Origin of the sequence: Brenneria rubrifaciens, assembly GCF_005484945.1 — a bacterium.
Taxonomy (GTDB): Bacteria; Pseudomonadota; Gammaproteobacteria; order Enterobacterales; family Enterobacteriaceae; genus Brenneria; species Brenneria rubrifaciens.
This window is the reverse complement of the sequence record NZ_CP034035.1, coordinates 1,932,166-1,948,026: the sequence shown is the minus strand read 5'-3', so window position 1 is coordinate 1,948,026 and position 15,861 is coordinate 1,932,166. Positions and strand designations below refer to the sequence as shown.

Here is a 15,861-nt window from a genome sequence, read left to right as displayed (position 1 = left end):
ACCTCACAAACAGGAAAGTGAAACGGAGAGATGAATCAGCATACGTGATGATAATATCAGGACAAGCATATCGTTATGCAAGCGGAGCAGAGATGCTCGTTCACCCTGAATTTGTTTTTTTAACAATTGCCCGGGTTGTTATTGAACATGATTGCTATTTGCATTTAAACTTGAGCGGCATAAGAGGATAAAGACATACGATGCCGCAAACAACGTTTCTCGTTACCCGCCGTTATTCATGGCCATTTTTACTTTCAGTGAGCATCCACGGTTTGCTGATTGCAGCCTTGCTGTACACGTCATTCAATAATGCTATTGAACTGCCTCAGGAATCTAAACCTATCAGTGTGGTGATGGTAAATCCGGCTGCTTTTGAAGCAGCACCGGCAGCAAAACCGGCTCCTGTTGAACCGGAACCGGAACCGACGTCTGAACCTGTATCGGAGCCGGAGCCGGAGCCAGAACCGATACCGGAGCCGGTCCCCTTGCCGGAACCCAAGCCTCAACCGAAACCCAAGCCGAAACCGAAACCGAAACCGGTGAAAAAGGCCGAGGAACCGAAACCCGTCAAGCGTGAACGCGTCGTTGAGAAACAACCGCCTTCTCCATTTACCAGTGAAACGCCGGTCCGCAGTGTCGATAATGCGCCTGTCCAGCAGGCGCCAACGCCTTCGGCGAGCGCTCAGTCTACCGGCCCCAGGCCGCTGAACCGCGCTCAGCCACAGTATCCGGCTCGCGCCTTTGCGTTGCGGGTGGAGGGCAGGGTGAAAATGCAATTTGACGTCAATGGTTCCGGCCGGGTTGACAACGTTCGAGTGCTCTCCGCACAACCGCGTAATATGTTTGAACGCGAGATTAAGCAGGTCATGAGGAAATGGCGTTATGAAGCCAATAAACCCGGTAAAGATCTGGTAGTCACGTTCGTCTTTAGAATTGATGGCGGGGCAGCTATTGAGTAATGGCGTCTAAAAGAGTCATTCACAAAAAGAGCCGCTCAGCGGCTCTTTTTGTATGTTATCTGACGGAGGATGCGCAATGGGTTGAGTGGGGGTTCACGCCTCACCTGGATTAAAGTTGCTTTTGCCAACGGGGAGTTCGCGCGGGCGTCCTTCTTCATCAACCGCGACATAAGTAAACAGTGCTTCCGTGGCCCGATAACGTTGACCGATGGGTTCTGATGACACTTTTTTCACCCACACTTCAATATTGACGTTAATGGAACTACGACCGGTATGCAGGCAACGGGCGTAGCAACACACCACATCGCCAACCGCCACCGGCTTTAAGAACGACATACCGTCCACCCGGACTGTCACCACACGACCTTCCGCAATCTCTTTTGCTAAAATGGCGCCGCCAATGTCCATCTGTGACATCAGCCAACCGCCGAAAATATCCCCGTTCGCATTGGTGTCCGCAGGCATTGCCAGCGTACGAAGGACTAATTCTCCATGGGGTAACACGTCTTGTTTGCTCATTACGGTATCAATCAGTTTGGTTGAATTATAAAGTCACTGCGTGTTTATCAGGCTGGCACGGTTAATGCCCGTTTTCCTGTTCCTTTGACTTTTGCTCGTCACTGGGTAAGTGCCGGTAAATATAAATGCCGCAGATCAAAGTAAACAGTAGGGTGAATCCTGTCAGGCCGAAGACCTTAAAATTAACCCACACACTTTGTGGCATCCAGAACGCAATATAAATGTTTAGTAATCCACATGCCAGAAAGAACATAGCCCAGGAGAAGTTGAGTTTTCCCCACACTGCATGCGGCAGGGTTAGCTCTTTGCCCAGCATTCTCTGGATCAGCGTTTTCTTCATGACGAACTGACTCACCAACAGCGCGATAGCAAACATGGCATAAATAATGGTGACCTTCCATTTAATGAACTGATCGTTATGAAATACCAGGGTCAACGTTCCGAAAATAGCGACCATTACAAAAGTGGCCAGCATCATTTTTTCTACTTTCCGGTACACAAACCAGGTTACGACCAGCGCCAACGCGGTAGCCGCGATCAGGGCGCCGGAGGCGATATAGATGTCGTACAGTTTGTAAACAACAAAAAAAACGACCAGTGGAAGAAAATCAAGAAGCTGCTTCATTATGTCAATCCGTCACTTAACAATTAATTGGTGATGACCAGAAGGCCATCTGATAACCAAGACATTATCCTTTATTGTGGTGCACTGTTCCCGAGATATCGTAATAATTTGCAGAAAATTACGATTGGGCACTTTCTGCCGCCATGGGCGGCAAAGGGGAAAAGCGTGCCGCAAAGTGTGCGGCACGCCGTTATATCAAGAACGCAGCAGCATATAAAGACGGAACAGGTAGATCAGCAAAACCGCGGAAACCAGATTGCTCAGACCATTCAAGATCACGGCCGTTACGGTGGGAGACAGCATGTGCAGTTTGGTTACCAACAGCAAAATGGCAATTTTGGTCAATAGCCAAAAGATCACCGCCGGCGCGGTGACTTTAAAGTTACTGTAGGCAAGCCTGGCGCTGATTTTAACAGCACTGAATACGCCGCGCTTCTCCGTTACGGCAATCACCGGCGATAAGCTCAGGGCGACGGCCAGCAGGACGCCGGGGATGACTAAAAACAACATACCGAGCTGAATCAGCAGCGTGCAGAGAAGAATCAACAGGAACAGCCGGGGTAAAACCGGCGCGGAAGCGCCAATGGCGCGTAATGCGCTGGTGCGGTCCCCTGCGGACACCATCTGAATCAACATCAGAATACCGCCGGTAAGCAAGGCGTTACCGATTAGGGCTGAGAATGTGCCCGCTGCCGACATTTTCAGCAGTACGCGCTGTTGTTCCGGCGTCATTTGCTGGATTAAATCCATCATCCCCAGTTCCACAGAGGAAGACAGGTCGCTGCTTGTATTTTGTAGGATCTGTAGATCTTCATTACCTGGGGACATAGCATGATTCATGATGACAGTAATGAACGCGGTCAGCAGCGCCATCAGTAGAATGCTGATGAACTGATTGCGTGTAAAATTCATTGTGTCACGGTACAAAGTGTTAGCCGTGATAGGCATGCAAACTCCTTGAGGAAAAATGATCAATCGGTTTTAGCCGCTGATTGTACCCTGTTACGCTATCCTGTGGCACCCCGTCCGCCCGGTGACAGAGTCATTTAATTGTCACTCTTTGGTTTGAATTTCAGACGTCGCCGTCAATGGCGGTAATCCGTAATGCATCCGCGCACGATCGCAAGCCTCGTTGCGCTGGCCATTGTCCCCGGACTGCATGAACTCACGACAAGGCGAAGGGCGATGAGTGTAAATGGAACACCGGACGGATTCGCCAATATCTCCTTCTAATGCCGTGCAACGAGGTTGTTTGCTATTGGTTCCCGCCATGCAGCGTAGAAAAGGGGAAAGCGGTTCGGTGAGCAGCACAGGGACAGAACCTCCGCCATCGTTGGCTTCGGCCCAGTAAAAAGACACCCTGAAATAAGCGCAACAGGCGCCGCAGTGCATGCAGATGTTATCACTCATTTGGTTTTACCACCGCTGTTGACCGGTATTGAATCCTATTAGAAAGAGTAAAAATTTACCCCTTAAACGGGATTATAGGCAGTGTCATTTGCCTGAAGCGCATTTAATGGGTTTATGTCGGTTTTTGATGTGGATCAATTCTTTCTTTTTTAATGGCTTATCGATAATTGATGTGTATTGTTTTTTGCAAAAAACCTTTGAAAGATGTGATCTGGCTTAAAACAAGAATGCCTGCGGAGAGGTATATTTCGCTCGCATTTTTAAACCATATAAAGGGAGTGGATAATGAAAAAGGCGTCTTTCTTATTACTGGCAGCGGCATTGGTGCCATCATTCGTACAGGCACACCAAGCGGGTGATTTCATTGTTCGTGGCGGAACAGCAACGGTTCGCCCGGTGGAAGGGTCTGATAACGTGATGGGTAGCCTGGGTTCGTTCAAGGTCGATAACAACACGCAGTTAGGTTTAACATTTAGTTATATGGTCACCGACAACATCGGTGTAGAGCTGCTGGCCGCCACGCCCTTCACCCATAAGGTCGGGTTAGACAGCGTGGGGGGCACTATTGCGGAAGTCAGTCACTTGCCGCCGTCGCTGGTCGCACAGTATTACTTCGGTGAAAAAGCAGACAAGCTTCGTCCTTATCTTGGGGTCGGGGTGAACTACACCATGTTTTATGATGAAAAATTCAATCAAAGAGGTAAAAATGCGGGCTTGAGCGATCTGAGCCTGAAAAATTCTTGGGGGCTGGCTGCTCAGGCGGGGCTGGATTATGACCTGGATGAAAACTGGTTGCTGAATATGTCTCTCTGGTGGATGGATATTGATACGGATGTGAAATTCAAAGCCGGGAGCGAGCAGCAAATCGTAAGCACCCGTTTGGACCCGTGGGTATTTATGTTCGGTGTTGGGTATCGGTTCTGATCTTAATGAAATGGCAACATGCCTGTTTTTTTAGTTGCTGCCATCATCATTATTTATGGTGCGATAAAAAAAAACGGCGGTTAAAAATCCGCCGTTTTTTAATGCTTTCGACTTACGAACGCGTCGCGGCTTTCATCTCGCTGACAAACGTGTGCAACTGACTCAGCATTTCAACGGGCTGATGCTGATATTTTTCAATGATTCGCACAATGGCGGAGCCGGAAATGGCGCCTGCCGCACCTGTCGAGAGTGATTCACGCACCTGTGATGGTTCAGAAATCCCGAATCCCTGAAGGGGAGGCGCGGCATGATACTCGCGCAATTTGGCCACAAGGTGATGCAGTGGCAATTGAGCGCGCTTTTCCGTACCGGTAACCCCTGCGCGGGACAACAGATAGGTATAGCCCCGTCCGTACGAGGCAACTTCGCGCAGCAGATCGTCATCGGCGTTAGGCGGGCAGATAAAGATCGGCGCGATACCGTGACGTTGAGCCGCCGCGCGGAAAGGGGAGGACTCTTCCACCGGGACATCGGCAACCAGAACGGAATCAACGCCAACGTCCGCGCAGCGTTGATAGAACGCGTCAATACCGTTACTGAACACCAGATTGGCGTACATCAGCAGGCCAATAGGCACATCCGGGTATTTCTGCCGGATAGCCGCCAGCATTTCAAAACAGTGGCCGGGCGTTACACCGGCTGCAAACGCGCGGAGTGTAGCATCCTGAATGGTTGGGCCGTCCGCCAGCGGGTCCGAAAACGGGACGCCCAGTTCCAACGCATCAGCGCCGGCGGCAATCAACGTATCGACAATCTTCAATGATTGCTCGGGAGAGGGGTCGCCAAGCGTGACAAAGGGGACAAAGGCGCCTTCTTTTTTATCAGCCAGGCGTTTGAATAGATGTTGGTAGCGCGCCATTAAATTTCTCCCCGGTCTTTCAGAATATCGTGAACGGTAAATATGTCTTTGTCACCGCGGCCAGACAGGTTGACCACCAGTATTTGCGCTTTCTTCGGATCTTCCTTGATCATCTTGAGCGCGTAGGCCAGCGCGTGGGATGACTCCAGCGCCGGAATAATCCCTTCGTGACGGGAAAGCGCTTTGAAAGCGTCCAGCGCTTCGTCATCGGTGATCGAAACGTAATCCGCGCGGCCAATACTGTTCAGGTAAGCGTGCTGCGGCCCGACGGAAGGGAAATCCAGACCGGCGGACAAGGAGTAGGATTCTTCAATCTGCCCGTCAGTGGTTTGCATCATGGGCGATTTCATACCAAAGTAGATACCCACGCGGCCATGTTTCAACGGTGCGCCGTGCTGTCCCGTCTCTATGCCCAGCCCGGCCGGTTCGACACCAATCAGGCGAACTGCGGTTTCATCAATGAAGTCGGCAAACATGCCGATGGCGTTGGAGCCGCCCCCCACGCACGCCAGAACCGCATCCGGCAGGCGGCCTTCTTTTTCCAGCATCTGGGCTTTGGTTTCTTCACCGATCATGCGCTGGAACTCGCGTACAATCGTCGGGTAGGGATGTGGCCCAGCCGCGGTGCCCAGCAGATAATGCGCATTTTCGTAGCTGCCGGACCAATCGCGCAGCGCTTCGTTGCAGGCGTCTTTCAGGGTGGAAGAGCCGCTGTGTACGGGGATCACTTCCGCCCCCATCAAGCGCATGCGGAAAACGTTCGGCGATTGGCGTTCAACGTCTTTGGCGCCCATGTAGACGCGACATTTCAGCCCCAGCAGGGCGCAGGCCAGCGCGGTGGCGACACCATGCTGACCGGCGCCGGTTTCGGCGATGATTTCGCTTTTTCCCATCCGTTTGGCCAACAGCGCCTGACCGAGAACCTGGTTGGTTTTGTGCGCGCCGCCGTGCAACAGATCCTCTCGTTTCAGGTATAGTTTGGTGCGCGAGCCGACCGTCAGATTTTTACATAAGGTCAATGCCGTTGGACGCCCCGCATAATTCTTCAGCAGGTCGAGAAATTCAGCTTGGAAATCAGGATCTTGCTGAGCGCTGACAAAGGCTTCCTCCAGTTGGCGCAGTGCCGGGATGAGGATCTGCGGAACATACCGTCCGCCGAATTCACCAAAGTAAGGATTAAGTAACGTCATAATATTCCTGTCTTTTATTCGTTTAACCGTGAGCGGTGTTGCGGGTTTATACCGTGCGCAGCGCCTTAAACACCGCCGAAATTTTATTGGGATCTTTCTGCCCGGGCTGACTTTCCACGCCAGAATTAAAATCCAGCCCCATTGCGCCGAGTTGCGCCGCTCGCGTACAGTTTTCGGGATTCAAACCGCCGGCCAGCATGACATTGTCCAGTGAATGCCCCTCAAGCACTGACCAGTCAAACGCTTGACCGCTGCCGCCCTGAGCGTTGTCCAGTAAATAGCGATCGACATGCAACTGGTCGAGAGGGGGAAACGCCCCTTTAATACTCAACGCCTTCCAGATTTGGCAAGACGCGGGCAACCGCTGACGAAGTTGTGAGATGGTTTGTTGGCTTTCCTGCCCGTGTAGCTGAACGGCCGCTAATCCAAGTTGTCCGGCGATGTTGGCAATCTCGTCAACGGGCGCATCGCGGAACACGCCAACATAGCGAAGCGGAGCCCCTGCGATCACGGTTTCCGCCTGTGCCGGATCAATACGGCGTGGAGAGGCGTCCACAAAAATCAGACCGCCGTACAGCGCACCGCTACGATAAGCCGCCAGCGCGTCTTCTGGACGGGTGAGTCCACAGACTTTGTTTTCACCCAAAATGACGCGGCGCACCGCCAGAGTCAGATCGGGTTCGGCCATTAACGAGCTGCCAATCAGGAAACCATTGGCAAACCGGCTCAACTCGCGGATTTGCCCATAACGATTAATGCCTGACTCGCTGATAACGGTCACGCCAGAAGGCAGGCGCGGCGCCAGCGTCCGGGTACGATTGAGATCGATAGACAAATCGCGCAAATCGCGGTTGTTGATCCCCACCACACGGGCTTCCAACTTGATCGCCCGCTGTAATTCTTCTTCATTGCTGACTTCGGTCAAGATGCCCAATTTCAGACTGTGGGCGATGTCGGACAACTGTCGATACTGCGCATCATCAAGCACCGATAGCATCAGCAGGATCGCATCCGCCTGATAGTAGCGCGCCAGAAAAATCTGATAGGGTGAAATGATGAAATCTTTGCACAGTACCGGTTGCGGCACCGCTGCGCTGACCTGCGGCAGAAACGCGAAATCCCCCTGAAAGTATTTCTCATCGGTCAGCACGGAAATGGCCGAGGCATAGTCCTGATAAACCTGTGCGATGGCGCCGGGGTCGAAATCCTCACGGATCAATCCCTTTGACGGCGAGGCTTTTTTGCACTCCAGAATAAACGCCGGTTTACTCTGTTGCAGCGCCCGATAAAAATCACGCTGACTTGGCACGATCTCGTGTTGAAAGGTAGACAGCGGCTGTTTTTGCTGACGCGCTTCAACCCATAAGGCTTTATCACGCACGATTTTACCCAGAATCGTTTTACTCAGAAGCGTTTCCTGCATGGCTGCTTTATCCTCTGGCGGACAGGTCGATAACACGCTGATAAGCTTGTCCGCTCTGCATGACTTCTAATGCCTGTTGCGCATTCTGACGCAGATCCTCTTGTCCGAACAACCGCATTAATAGTGCGACGTTGGCGGCAACGGCGGCGCCATGCGCGCGCTCGCCTTTACCTTGTAGCAGAGATGTCAGAATATCACGGTTCTCTTCAGGCGTTCCGCCCTGCAATGACGATAGCGGATAACTATCCAAACCGAAATCCTTGTGCGTCAGTTGGTAAGTTTCAATCTGGCCGTTATTCAGCTCGGCAACCTGCGTGGGCGCATGGACGGCGACTTCATCCATCCCCCCGCCGTGAACCACGGCGGCGCGTCGATAGCCCAGCATACGCAGCGTTTCCGCGATGGGCCGAATCAGTTCCGGGCGATAAACCCCAATCAGCGCCAGCGGAGGCCGGGCCGGATTGACCAGGGGGCCCAGCACGTTAAACACCGTGCGGGTTTTCAACTGCTGGCGCACTGGCGCCGCATGGCGGAACCCCAGGTGATACTGCGGGGCGAACAGAAAACAGACACCCAAATCATCCAGCGCCTGACGCGCGGTCTGCGCCGGCATGTCAAGTTTAATGCCGAACGCCGCCAGCAGGTCGGATGACCCTGAACGGCTGGATACGCTGCGATTGCCGTGTTTGGCGACCTTCAGTCCGCAACTGGCTGCGACAAAAGCGCTGGCGGTGGAAATATTAATGCTGTTGGTGCCATCGCCACCGGTGCCGACGATGTCGGCAAACAAATAATCCGGGCGGGGGAACGGCTGGGCATCGGCCAGCAACGCCGCCGCCGCGCCTGCGATTTCATCCGGGTGTTCGCCCCGAACTTTCATACTGATGAGCGCCGCCGCCAGTTGGCCGGCCTCCAGTTCACCGTGAATGATGGCGGTAAACAGATCCTGGCTTTCCTGGCGGCTGAGGGTTTCAGCCCGGTATAATTTTTCCAATGTATCTTGTAATGGACATGTATTTTGCATGATCGCATCTTTCCTTAAGCCAAAGCCCAGTCCAGCGTTTGTTCGAGCAGACGCGCGCCGTGGGTGGTTAAAATTGATTCAGGGTGAAATTGGAAACCGCAAACGCGGTCCGCATCATTGCGCACGGCCATGACCATGTCGTTAAAGCGGGCGTTGACGGTTAGCGTGGCGGGGATCTTGCTGCCAACCAGCGAGTGATAACGGGCGACCGGCAGGGGAGATGGCAGGCCGTTAAACATGCCGGAACCATCATGTTCGATAGCGGAAGCTTTGCCATGCAGGATTTCGCCCGCTTGACCGACATGACCGCCGTAGGCTTCAACGATGGCCTGATGACCGAGACAGATGCCGATAATCGGTAATTTGCCGCGCAGATGCTGCAGCAACTGCGGCATACAGCCGGCAGCCGCCGGGGTGCCGGGGCCGGGGGAAAGCACCAGGACGGGGTTTTCCATGTGCTGCAAGTGCTGAATAATCACATCGGCAGGTATCCGGTTACGGTAAATCACCACGTTGTGTTGGCTTGCGCGCAACTGATCCACCAGATTGTAGGTGAATGAGTCAATATTATCGAGTAGTAGGATATCGGCCATCAGAACATCTCCTTTGCATTGTGCGCGCTGGCAATGGCCCGCAGTACCGCCCGGGCCTTATTACGGGTTTCATCGGCTTCCGCCTGTGGATCCGAGTCCAGAACGACCCCGGCGCCCGCCTGAACCGTGGCGATGCCATCTTCAACATAGGCGGATCGGATAACGATACAGGTATCGAGATCGCCATGCGCCGTGAAATACCCCACCGCGCCGCCATAGCTGCCGCGGCGGCTTTTCTCGCTCTCGGCGATAAGCTGCATGGCGCGGACTTTCGGCGCGCCGCTCAGCGTTCCCATGTTCATGCAGGCGCGGTAGGCGTGCAGCACGTCCAAATCTTCCCGTAGCCGACCGACCACGCGGGAAACCAGATGCATGACGAAAGAATAGCGGTCGACTTTGGTCAGGTCGGCGACATAACGGCTGCCTGGCTCGCAGATTCGCGCCAGATCGTTGCGCGCCAGATCAACCAGCATCAGGTGTTCCGCCAACTCTTTATGATCGGTGCGCATTTCCAGTTCGATACGGCTGTCGAGATCGCGATCCAACGCGCCATCCGCTCGGCGACCGCGGGGGCGTGTGCCGGCAATCGGGTAAATTTCGATCTGCCGGCTGTCCGCATCGTATTTCAATGAGCTTTCCGGCGAGGCGCCGAATAGCGTGAAATCCTGATCCTGCATGAAAAACATATACGGACTGGGATTATTGTCTTTCAGCGTCTGGTAGGCCACCAACGGCGAGGGGCAGGGCAGAGAGAAGCGGCGCGAAGGCACCACCTGGAAAATCTCGCCAAGGCGAATAGCCTGTTGCATCTGGCTGACCACTTCACCAAAGGCTTCATCGCTCTGATTGCAGTTTAGCGCCATACTTTCGATTGATTGGCGCGGCAGCGCGGGTGCCGGTTGAGTCAACTGCTGCTGCAACTGTTGCAAACGGTGTTGCAGCCGCTGCCGCTCGGCGTTATCCGGCGTAAACAAGCTGGCTTGCAGTTTGGTGACCTGTTTTTGATGGTCGAGAATCAATAATGTTTCCGCCAGATAGAAGCAGAAATCCGGGCAGCGTTGTTGCTGACTCAACGCCGGCAGTGATTCAAAGCCGGCGACCAAGTCATAAGCGAACAGTCCGCCGAGAAACATGGCTTCACGCTCATCTTTCGGGCTGTCCACCAGCGTCAGAATTTGCCGCAAAGCGTCAAAGACGGACAGTGAACGCAGGCGGGCATCTTCATCCTGAAGCGTATCCGCCTCGGGGAATGTCAGTTCGCGCCCATTCGGACGAAGTTCGTTGATGACCTCGGCTGGCAGCGCGGCGTCCAGCAAGGGGAGCAGGCCCGCGCCGTTTGCCGTCAGCGCCTGTACGGAAACCTGCGGGCCCAGTGCGGTGATACGCAGTGCGCTATCGACGATCAGCAGGCTTTGTAGATTTTCTTTGCTGTCAATTTCTGCGGATTCCAGCAGCAGCGTCGACGGCCTGGCGCCGCACAGTTGATGGAAGATCGCGCTTGGATCGCTGCGGTAGACGGCCTCAGCGCGCAGCAGTTCAAGTTTTGGTTTTGTTGTTGGCATTTATTGCTGTCCCTATTATTTTGTCCAAAAGAAAAGCCCGCTGGGTAAGCGGGCCTGAGAATATCTGCATGTTGTAATAACAGCTATGCGTGATTACTCCACCCGCGACAGGGAAGAGCGCCACCAACCACGTTTCGTCATTTGTTGCATCTGCATCGCCATTATCATCTTCTCACTATCGGTGTGCCGAACTTGTGTACTAGTTAACTAGTCCGCGTAGCAAAAGTCAACAACTGGAATAAGATTATTTAATCGGACCTGAAAGTGGTCCGGTTAACGCCGCACCAAGCGGTGGGGAAACGAATCTTATTTACCCTTTTGGGTGGGTTAATGGCATCATGCCGCTTTGTTGCCAACGTTTTACGCCTGCTTAAACGGGTGACGAACGTACATTGCCAGTCATGGATAGCGTTGTGCCGGAAGAATATCAATCAATATTGTCGTCATTTCCACTCTACGATCTGCATAGCCATACCACCGCATCGGATGGTCTATTAACGCCTGCCGAACTGGTCGCCCGAGCGGTGGAAAGGCGCGTGAACGTACTGGCTATCACCGATCACGATACCACCGGCGGAGTGGCGGAAGCACGGCGTGCGGTTGAGCAGCAGGGCTTGCCGCTCAGACTGATTTCTGGCGTGGAGATTTCCACGCAGTGGGAAAATCATGAAATTCATATCGTGGGATTGGGCATGGATATCGAACACCCAGCCTTGTGTTCGCTGTTGCAACTACAGGCGCAGTCCCGGCAGGATCGGGCCGAGCAAATCGCTATCCGGCTCGAAAAAGCCCGCGTTTACGATGCGCTGGCCGGGGCGAGTCGCCTGGCCACGGGCGGTCAGATCACCCGCGCGCATTTTGCCCGTTATCTGGTAGAGATTGGCGTGGCGCAGAATATTAACCAGGTATTCAGGAAATATCTGGCGAGGGGGAAAACCGGTTACGTTCCGCCCCAGTGGTGTACAATAAAGCAAGCGATTGATGTCATTCATCAATCTGGTGGCGTTTCGGTACTGGCTCATCCAGGGCGTTACGATTTAACGGCCAAATGGCTGAAACGCCTGTTAACCGAGTTTGCCGGTGACGGCGGGCAGGCGATGGAAATGGCGCAATGCCAGCAGGCGCCCGATGAGCGAACGCAACTGGCGCGCTATGCCAGAGATTTTCACCTGATGGGGTCGCAAGGGTCCGATTTTCATCAGCCTTGCGCCTGGATTGAATTGGGGCGGAATTTGTGGCTGCCTGCCAATGTCGACCCCGTCTGGCAACACCCGGCGCTATCCAACTAGCTGGCCCGGCATCTTCACGCGAATAGCGTGTTGAAATAAACGTGCCTTAAAGTAACAACGATCTAAATTATCACGATCCGCGATTAAGTCCGATTACGCGGAGCGCTGAAGGCGTACACCGGCATTTCAGAAGCACGAGGTAGTTTCATGAGTCAGTTTTTTTATATCCATCCGCAGAATCCACAACCGCGGTTGATTGCGCAATCCGTGGATTTTCTGCATAAAAGCGGCGTCATCGTTTATCCCACCGATTCCGGTTATGCACTGGGGTGCATGCTGGGCGACAAGAGTGCGATGGAGCGTATCTGCCGTATTCGCTCGCTGGATAGCAACCACAATTTCACGCTGATGTGTCGCGATCTGTCTGAACTATCGACCTATGCCTATGTCGATAATGCCGCGTTTCGCCTGATTAAAAACAATACGCCGGGCAACTACACTTTTATTCTTAAAGCGACCAAAGTGGTTCCGCGCCGCCTGATGAACGAAAAGCGCAAGACGATTGGTCTGCGCGTGCCGTCCAACCCCATCGCGCTGTCGTTGCTGGCGGTGCTGAATGAGCCGCTAATGTCCACCATGCTGATGTTACCGGGCAATGATTTTGCCGAATCCGATCCAGAAGCGATTCAGGAAATGCTGGGCAAACAGGTGGATTTGATTATTCACGGCGGTTTTCTGGGACAGCAGCCCACCACGGTTATCGATTTAACCGAATCGTCGCCGCAGATCATTCGTGAAGGCACCGGGGATGTGACACCATTTCGGTAGCCGTTGGTTGAATCGGCATACAAATGACGCGAATCTCTGTATAATCTCGCGAGCGTTTTTTCCTGTAATTGATTATTTTCCGTCATTCGTTGAATTTTAACAGCGAGTTATGACTCCCCCCGACGCCTGGGAAGGCGGCACTCAGAGGTTGCTCAATGAGCGAAAAGCTACAAAAAGTACTGGCGCGCGCAGGTCACGGTTCGCGTCGTGAAATTGAAGGTATCATTCAGGCAGGGCGCGTTAGCGTCGATGGCAAAATTGCCACGTTGGGTGATCGTGTCACCGTGACTAAAGCCACCAAAATCCGTATTGACGGTCATGTGATTTCCGTTAAAGAAACCGAAGAAACGGTGTGCCGCGTGCTTATTTATTACAAACCGGAGGGAGAACTGTGTACGCGCAGCGACCCGGATGGTCGTCCTACCGTCTTTGACCGGTTACCGAAAATCCACGGTTCCCGCTGGGTGGCGGTAGGCCGTCTTGACGTCAACACCTCGGGGTTATTGCTGTTTACCACCGATGGAGAACTGGCCAATCGCCTGATGCATCCCAGCCATGAAGTTGAACGTGAATATGCGGTGCGCGTCTTCGGCGAAATCAATGATGAAAAGATCAAACAGCTCAGCAAAGGCGTGCAGTTGGAGGATGGCCCAGCGTCATTTCGTACTATTCGCTATCAAGGCGGCGAAGGACTTAACCAGTGGTATAACGTGACGCTGACAGAAGGGCGTAACCGTGAGGTTCGCCGCCTGTGGGAAGCGGTCGGCGTTCAAGTCAGCCGCCTGATCCGCGTACGTTACGGCGATATTCAATTGCCTAAAGGTCTGCCGCGGGGCGGTTGGACGGAAATGGCGCTGAACGATCTCAACTACCTGCGCGAACTGGTGCAACTGCCGCCAGAAACCGTGACCAAACTGCCTGTCGAGCGGGAACGTCGTCGGGTTAAAGCGAATCAAATTCGGCGCGCGGTAAAACGTCACAGCCAGATTTCGTCGGCGCCCGCCAGACGATCGTCACCAAAACCAAAGCGTAGCAGGTAACTTCCATCCGTAATTGGGTGTGATCCCTGTGGAGTCAGGGATCACACCTGACGGCGTGTTTACCAATCGATCCCTTGCTGTGCCTTGATCCCCGCTTCAAACGCATGTTTGACCGGACGCATTTCGGTTACCGTATCGGCCATCTCCAGTAAATCCCGGTGGCAGCCGCGTCCGGTGATAATCACCGTTTGGCCGTCAGGGCGATGGTTGAGCGCGTCAACCACCTCATCCAGTTGCAGATAACCATAGCTGATCATGTAAGTCAGCTCATCCAGTACCACCAGATCCAATTGTGGATCGGCGAGCATTCGTTTGCCATGCTGCCAGACTTGTAATGCCGCATCGGTATCGGTCTGGCGATTCTGGGTTTCCCAGGTAAAGCCGGTGGCCATAACCTGAAATTCCACGCCGTGTTTTTGCAGCAGATTTTTCTCGCCGTTTGGCCATTCGCCTTTGATAAACTGAATAACGCCTGCGCGCAAATCATGTCCGACGGCGCGTGTCACCGTACCGAAGGCGGCAGTGGTTTTCCCTTTGCCATTCCCGGTAAAGATGATCAAAATACCGCGTATTTCATTGGCCGCAGCAACACGGGCATCGACGCGTTCTTTAATGCGTTGCTGGCGCTGTTGGTGACGTTCGTCGCTCATGAGGTAATCTCGTCTGGTTTATTTGGCCGGGCCCGCTTTTCTGCCCGGTTGCGCGTCAAAGCATATGCCGGTTTTCCGGCGGCTGTCATCACCCATTAAATAAAGGTATAGCGGCATGATATCCGCCGGGGTTTTCAGTTTGTCCGGGTTTTCTTGCGGGAAAGCGGAAGCGCGCATGGCGGTGCGCGTACCGCCGGGATTGATGCAGTTCACCCGTAAGGGTGTATGGCGATACTCTTCGGCAAGCACCTGCATCATACCCTCGGTCGCAAATTTGGAAACGGAGTAAGCGCCCCAACCAGCCCGGCCCTGTCGCCCCACGCTAGAACTGGTGAAAACCAGCGACGCGCTGGGGGATTTCAGCAGCAGCGGGAGCAAAGCCTGCGTCAGCATAAAGGTCGCATTGACATTGACCTGCATAACCCGATGCCAGGTTTCGACGGACTGTTTCGCCATCGGCACAACGTCCCCGAGTAATCCGGCGTTGTGCAGTACGCCATCCAGATGGGGGATCACCTGAGCCAGTTCGCCCGCAATCTGGAAAAAACGCTCGGAACGGGCGGTTAGCATGTCACAAACAATGATACGCGTTTCCGTCCCTTGCTCCTGCGTGATTTGCTGTTTCACCGCCTGAAGTTTGCTTTCAGTGCGGCCAAGCAGGATAAGACGGGCGCCAAATCGGGCATAGGTGAGGGCGGCTTCACGGCCGATGCCGTCGCCCGCACCGGTCACCAGGATGATGCGTTGTTGCAGCAAGTCGTTTTGAGGCTGGTAGTACACGGGGAATTCCTCTTACCGCGGCGGCGCTGCTGCCGCGTTTCAGATAACAGACCTGCCGGACACCTCGACTGGGCGCTATGTCCTCGCTGTATTGCCTGGGTATCCGGCTGAAAAGACATCCAATCGGGATGAGAATGGAGGAGTTATGCCTTAAATAACGCGTGTTTTCAATGAGAGCGGCGCCAT

Annotated in this window: 17 protein-coding genes and 1 other annotated feature; of the genes, 5 read left to right on the top strand and 12 right to left on the bottom strand. The window is 53.7% G+C overall.

Annotated elements, in window-relative coordinates:
- Nucleotides 1–200 precede the first annotated feature (200 nt).
- Nucleotides 201–959 (top strand): TonB system transport protein TonB, encoded by a 759-nt coding sequence (gene tonB / locus EH207_RS09040; RefSeq protein WP_137713700.1) that lies wholly within the window; start codon nt 201–203, stop codon nt 957–959.
- A 93-nt stretch (nt 960–1,052) separates the two neighbouring features.
- Here the strand turns inward: tonB and yciA are convergent, their stop codons facing one another.
- From yciA to EH207_RS09020, 4 genes are all read right to left on the bottom strand, one after another.
- Nucleotides 1,053–1,478 (bottom strand): acyl-CoA thioester hydrolase YciA, encoded by a 426-nt coding sequence (gene yciA, locus EH207_RS09035; protein WP_137713699.1) that lies wholly within the window; start codon nt 1,476–1,478, stop codon nt 1,053–1,055.
- Nucleotides 1,479–1,539: 61 nt separating this feature from the next.
- Nucleotides 1,540–2,103: a septation protein A gene (locus EH207_RS09030; protein WP_137713698.1), complete on the bottom strand. Its 564-nt coding sequence runs from the start codon at nt 2,101–2,103 to the stop codon at nt 1,540–1,542.
- A 195-nt stretch (nt 2,104–2,298) separates the two neighbouring features.
- The gene (locus EH207_RS09025) at nt 2,299–3,051 is read right to left on the bottom strand and encodes a YciC family protein (RefSeq protein WP_137713697.1); all 753 of its coding nucleotides are present in this window, start codon (nt 3,049–3,051) and stop codon (nt 2,299–2,301) included.
- Nucleotides 3,052–3,156: 105 nt separating this feature from the next.
- A complete protein-coding gene (locus EH207_RS09020; RefSeq protein WP_137713696.1) occupies nt 3,157–3,513 on the bottom strand; it encodes a YkgJ family cysteine cluster protein in 357 nt (118 codons plus the stop codon).
- 285 nt (nt 3,514–3,798) lie between these two features.
- Between EH207_RS09020 and ompW the strand changes: the two genes are divergently transcribed.
- Nucleotides 3,799–4,437 (top strand): outer membrane protein OmpW, encoded by a 639-nt coding sequence (gene ompW, locus EH207_RS09015; protein ID WP_137713695.1) that lies wholly within the window; start codon nt 3,799–3,801, stop codon nt 4,435–4,437.
- A 112-nt stretch (nt 4,438–4,549) separates the two neighbouring features.
- Here the strand turns inward: ompW and trpA are convergent, their stop codons facing one another.
- From trpA to EH207_RS08985, 6 genes are read right to left on the bottom strand one after another with little or no spacing between them, the layout of a single operon-like run.
- Nucleotides 4,550–5,356, bottom strand: a complete 807-nt coding sequence (gene trpA, locus EH207_RS09010; protein WP_137713694.1) for a tryptophan synthase subunit alpha — start codon at nt 5,354–5,356, stop codon at nt 4,550–4,552.
- Nucleotides 5,356–6,549 (bottom strand): tryptophan synthase subunit beta, encoded by a 1,194-nt coding sequence (gene trpB, locus EH207_RS09005; RefSeq protein ID WP_175413727.1) that lies wholly within the window; start codon nt 6,547–6,549, stop codon nt 5,356–5,358. Before trpB ends, trpA begins: the two co-directional genes overlap by 1 nt.
- A gap of 43 nt (nt 6,550–6,592) precedes the next feature.
- Nucleotides 6,593–7,969, bottom strand: a complete 1,377-nt coding sequence (gene trpCF, locus EH207_RS09000) for a bifunctional indole-3-glycerol-phosphate synthase TrpC/phosphoribosylanthranilate isomerase TrpF (protein WP_377804947.1) — start codon at nt 7,967–7,969, stop codon at nt 6,593–6,595.
- 7 nt (nt 7,970–7,976) lie between these two features.
- On the bottom strand, nt 7,977–8,993 hold the full coding sequence (trpD, locus tag EH207_RS08995) for an anthranilate phosphoribosyltransferase (protein WP_137713692.1): 1,017 nt from the start codon (nt 8,991–8,993) through the stop codon (nt 7,977–7,979).
- A 14-nt stretch (nt 8,994–9,007) separates the two neighbouring features.
- Complete coding sequence (locus tag EH207_RS08990; RefSeq protein ID WP_137713691.1) at nt 9,008–9,586, bottom strand: glutamine amidotransferase-related protein; 579 nt, start codon at nt 9,584–9,586, stop codon at nt 9,008–9,010.
- The gene (locus EH207_RS08985) at nt 9,586–11,148 is read right to left on the bottom strand and encodes an anthranilate synthase component 1 (protein WP_137713690.1); all 1,563 of its coding nucleotides are present in this window, start codon (nt 11,146–11,148) and stop codon (nt 9,586–9,588) included. The genes EH207_RS08990 and EH207_RS08985 overlap by 1 nt, the downstream gene beginning before the upstream one ends.
- Before the next feature lie 27 nt (nt 11,149–11,175).
- Nucleotides 11,176–11,280: a sequence feature (Trp leader region), on the bottom strand.
- Between the two features lie 269 nt (nt 11,281–11,549).
- Here EH207_RS08985 and rnm point away from each other — a divergent pair.
- The 3 genes from rnm to rluB all read left to right on the top strand — a co-directional run bounded on the left by rnm (nt 11,550) and on the right by rluB (nt 14,245).
- The gene (gene rnm, locus EH207_RS08980; protein ID WP_175413726.1) at nt 11,550–12,437 is read left to right on the top strand and encodes an RNase RNM; all 888 of its coding nucleotides are present in this window, start codon (nt 11,550–11,552) and stop codon (nt 12,435–12,437) included.
- A 147-nt stretch (nt 12,438–12,584) separates the two neighbouring features.
- Nucleotides 12,585–13,205, top strand: coding sequence for an L-threonylcarbamoyladenylate synthase (locus EH207_RS08975; protein ID WP_137713688.1), 621 nt, complete (start codon nt 12,585–12,587; stop codon nt 13,203–13,205).
- 155 nt (nt 13,206–13,360) lie between these two features.
- The gene (rluB, locus tag EH207_RS08970; RefSeq protein WP_137713687.1) at nt 13,361–14,245 is read left to right on the top strand and encodes a 23S rRNA pseudouridine(2605) synthase RluB; all 885 of its coding nucleotides are present in this window, start codon (nt 13,361–13,363) and stop codon (nt 14,243–14,245) included.
- Between the two features lie 59 nt (nt 14,246–14,304).
- Here rluB and cobO read toward each other — a convergent pair whose 3' ends face one another.
- Together cobO and EH207_RS08960 are read right to left on the bottom strand one after the other, a co-directional pair.
- Nucleotides 14,305–14,895, bottom strand: a complete 591-nt coding sequence (gene cobO, locus EH207_RS08965) for a cob(I)yrinic acid a,c-diamide adenosyltransferase (RefSeq protein ID WP_137713686.1) — start codon at nt 14,893–14,895, stop codon at nt 14,305–14,307.
- Between the two features lie 18 nt (nt 14,896–14,913).
- Entirely contained in the window at nt 14,914–15,675 is a 762-nt protein-coding gene (locus EH207_RS08960) for a YciK family oxidoreductase (RefSeq protein ID WP_137713685.1), read from the bottom strand.
- Nucleotides 15,676–15,861: the final 186 nt, after the last annotated feature.

Excerpts from the sequence above, each read along its gene's own strand:
- tonB (WP_137713700.1), top strand. The coding sequence starts at position 201 with ATGCCGCAAACAACGTTTCTCGTTACCCGCCGTTATTCATGGCCATTT.
- yciA (WP_137713699.1), bottom strand. The coding sequence starts at position 1,478 with ATGAGCAAACAAGACGTGTTACCCCATGGAGAATTAGTCCTTCGTACG.
- EH207_RS09030 (WP_137713698.1), bottom strand. The coding sequence starts at position 2,103 with ATGAAGCAGCTTCTTGATTTTCTTCCACTGGTCGTTTTTTTTGTTGTT.
- EH207_RS09025 (WP_137713697.1), bottom strand. The coding sequence starts at position 3,051 with ATGCCTATCACGGCTAACACTTTGTACCGTGACACAATGAATTTTACA.
- EH207_RS09020 (WP_137713696.1), bottom strand. The coding sequence starts at position 3,513 with ATGAGTGATAACATCTGCATGCACTGCGGCGCCTGTTGCGCTTATTTC.
- ompW (WP_137713695.1), top strand. The coding sequence starts at position 3,799 with ATGAAAAAGGCGTCTTTCTTATTACTGGCAGCGGCATTGGTGCCATCA.
- trpA (WP_137713694.1), bottom strand. The coding sequence starts at position 5,356 with ATGGCGCGCTACCAACATCTATTCAAACGCCTGGCTGATAAAAAAGAA.
- trpCF (WP_377804947.1), bottom strand. The coding sequence starts at position 7,969 with ATGCAGGAAACGCTTCTGAGTAAAACGATTCTGGGTAAAATCGTGCGT.
- trpD (WP_137713692.1), bottom strand. The coding sequence starts at position 8,993 with ATGCAAAATACATGTCCATTACAAGATACATTGGAAAAATTATACCGG.
- EH207_RS08990 (WP_137713691.1), bottom strand. The coding sequence starts at position 9,586 with ATGGCCGATATCCTACTACTCGATAATATTGACTCATTCACCTACAAT.
- EH207_RS08985 (WP_137713690.1), bottom strand. The coding sequence starts at position 11,148 with ATGCCAACAACAAAACCAAAACTTGAACTGCTGCGCGCTGAGGCCGTC.
- rnm (WP_175413726.1), top strand. The coding sequence starts at position 11,550 with ATGGATAGCGTTGTGCCGGAAGAATATCAATCAATATTGTCGTCATTT.
- EH207_RS08975 (WP_137713688.1), top strand. The coding sequence starts at position 12,585 with ATGAGTCAGTTTTTTTATATCCATCCGCAGAATCCACAACCGCGGTTG.
- rluB (WP_137713687.1), top strand. The coding sequence starts at position 13,361 with ATGAGCGAAAAGCTACAAAAAGTACTGGCGCGCGCAGGTCACGGTTCG.
- cobO (WP_137713686.1), bottom strand. The coding sequence starts at position 14,895 with ATGAGCGACGAACGTCACCAACAGCGCCAGCAACGCATTAAAGAACGC.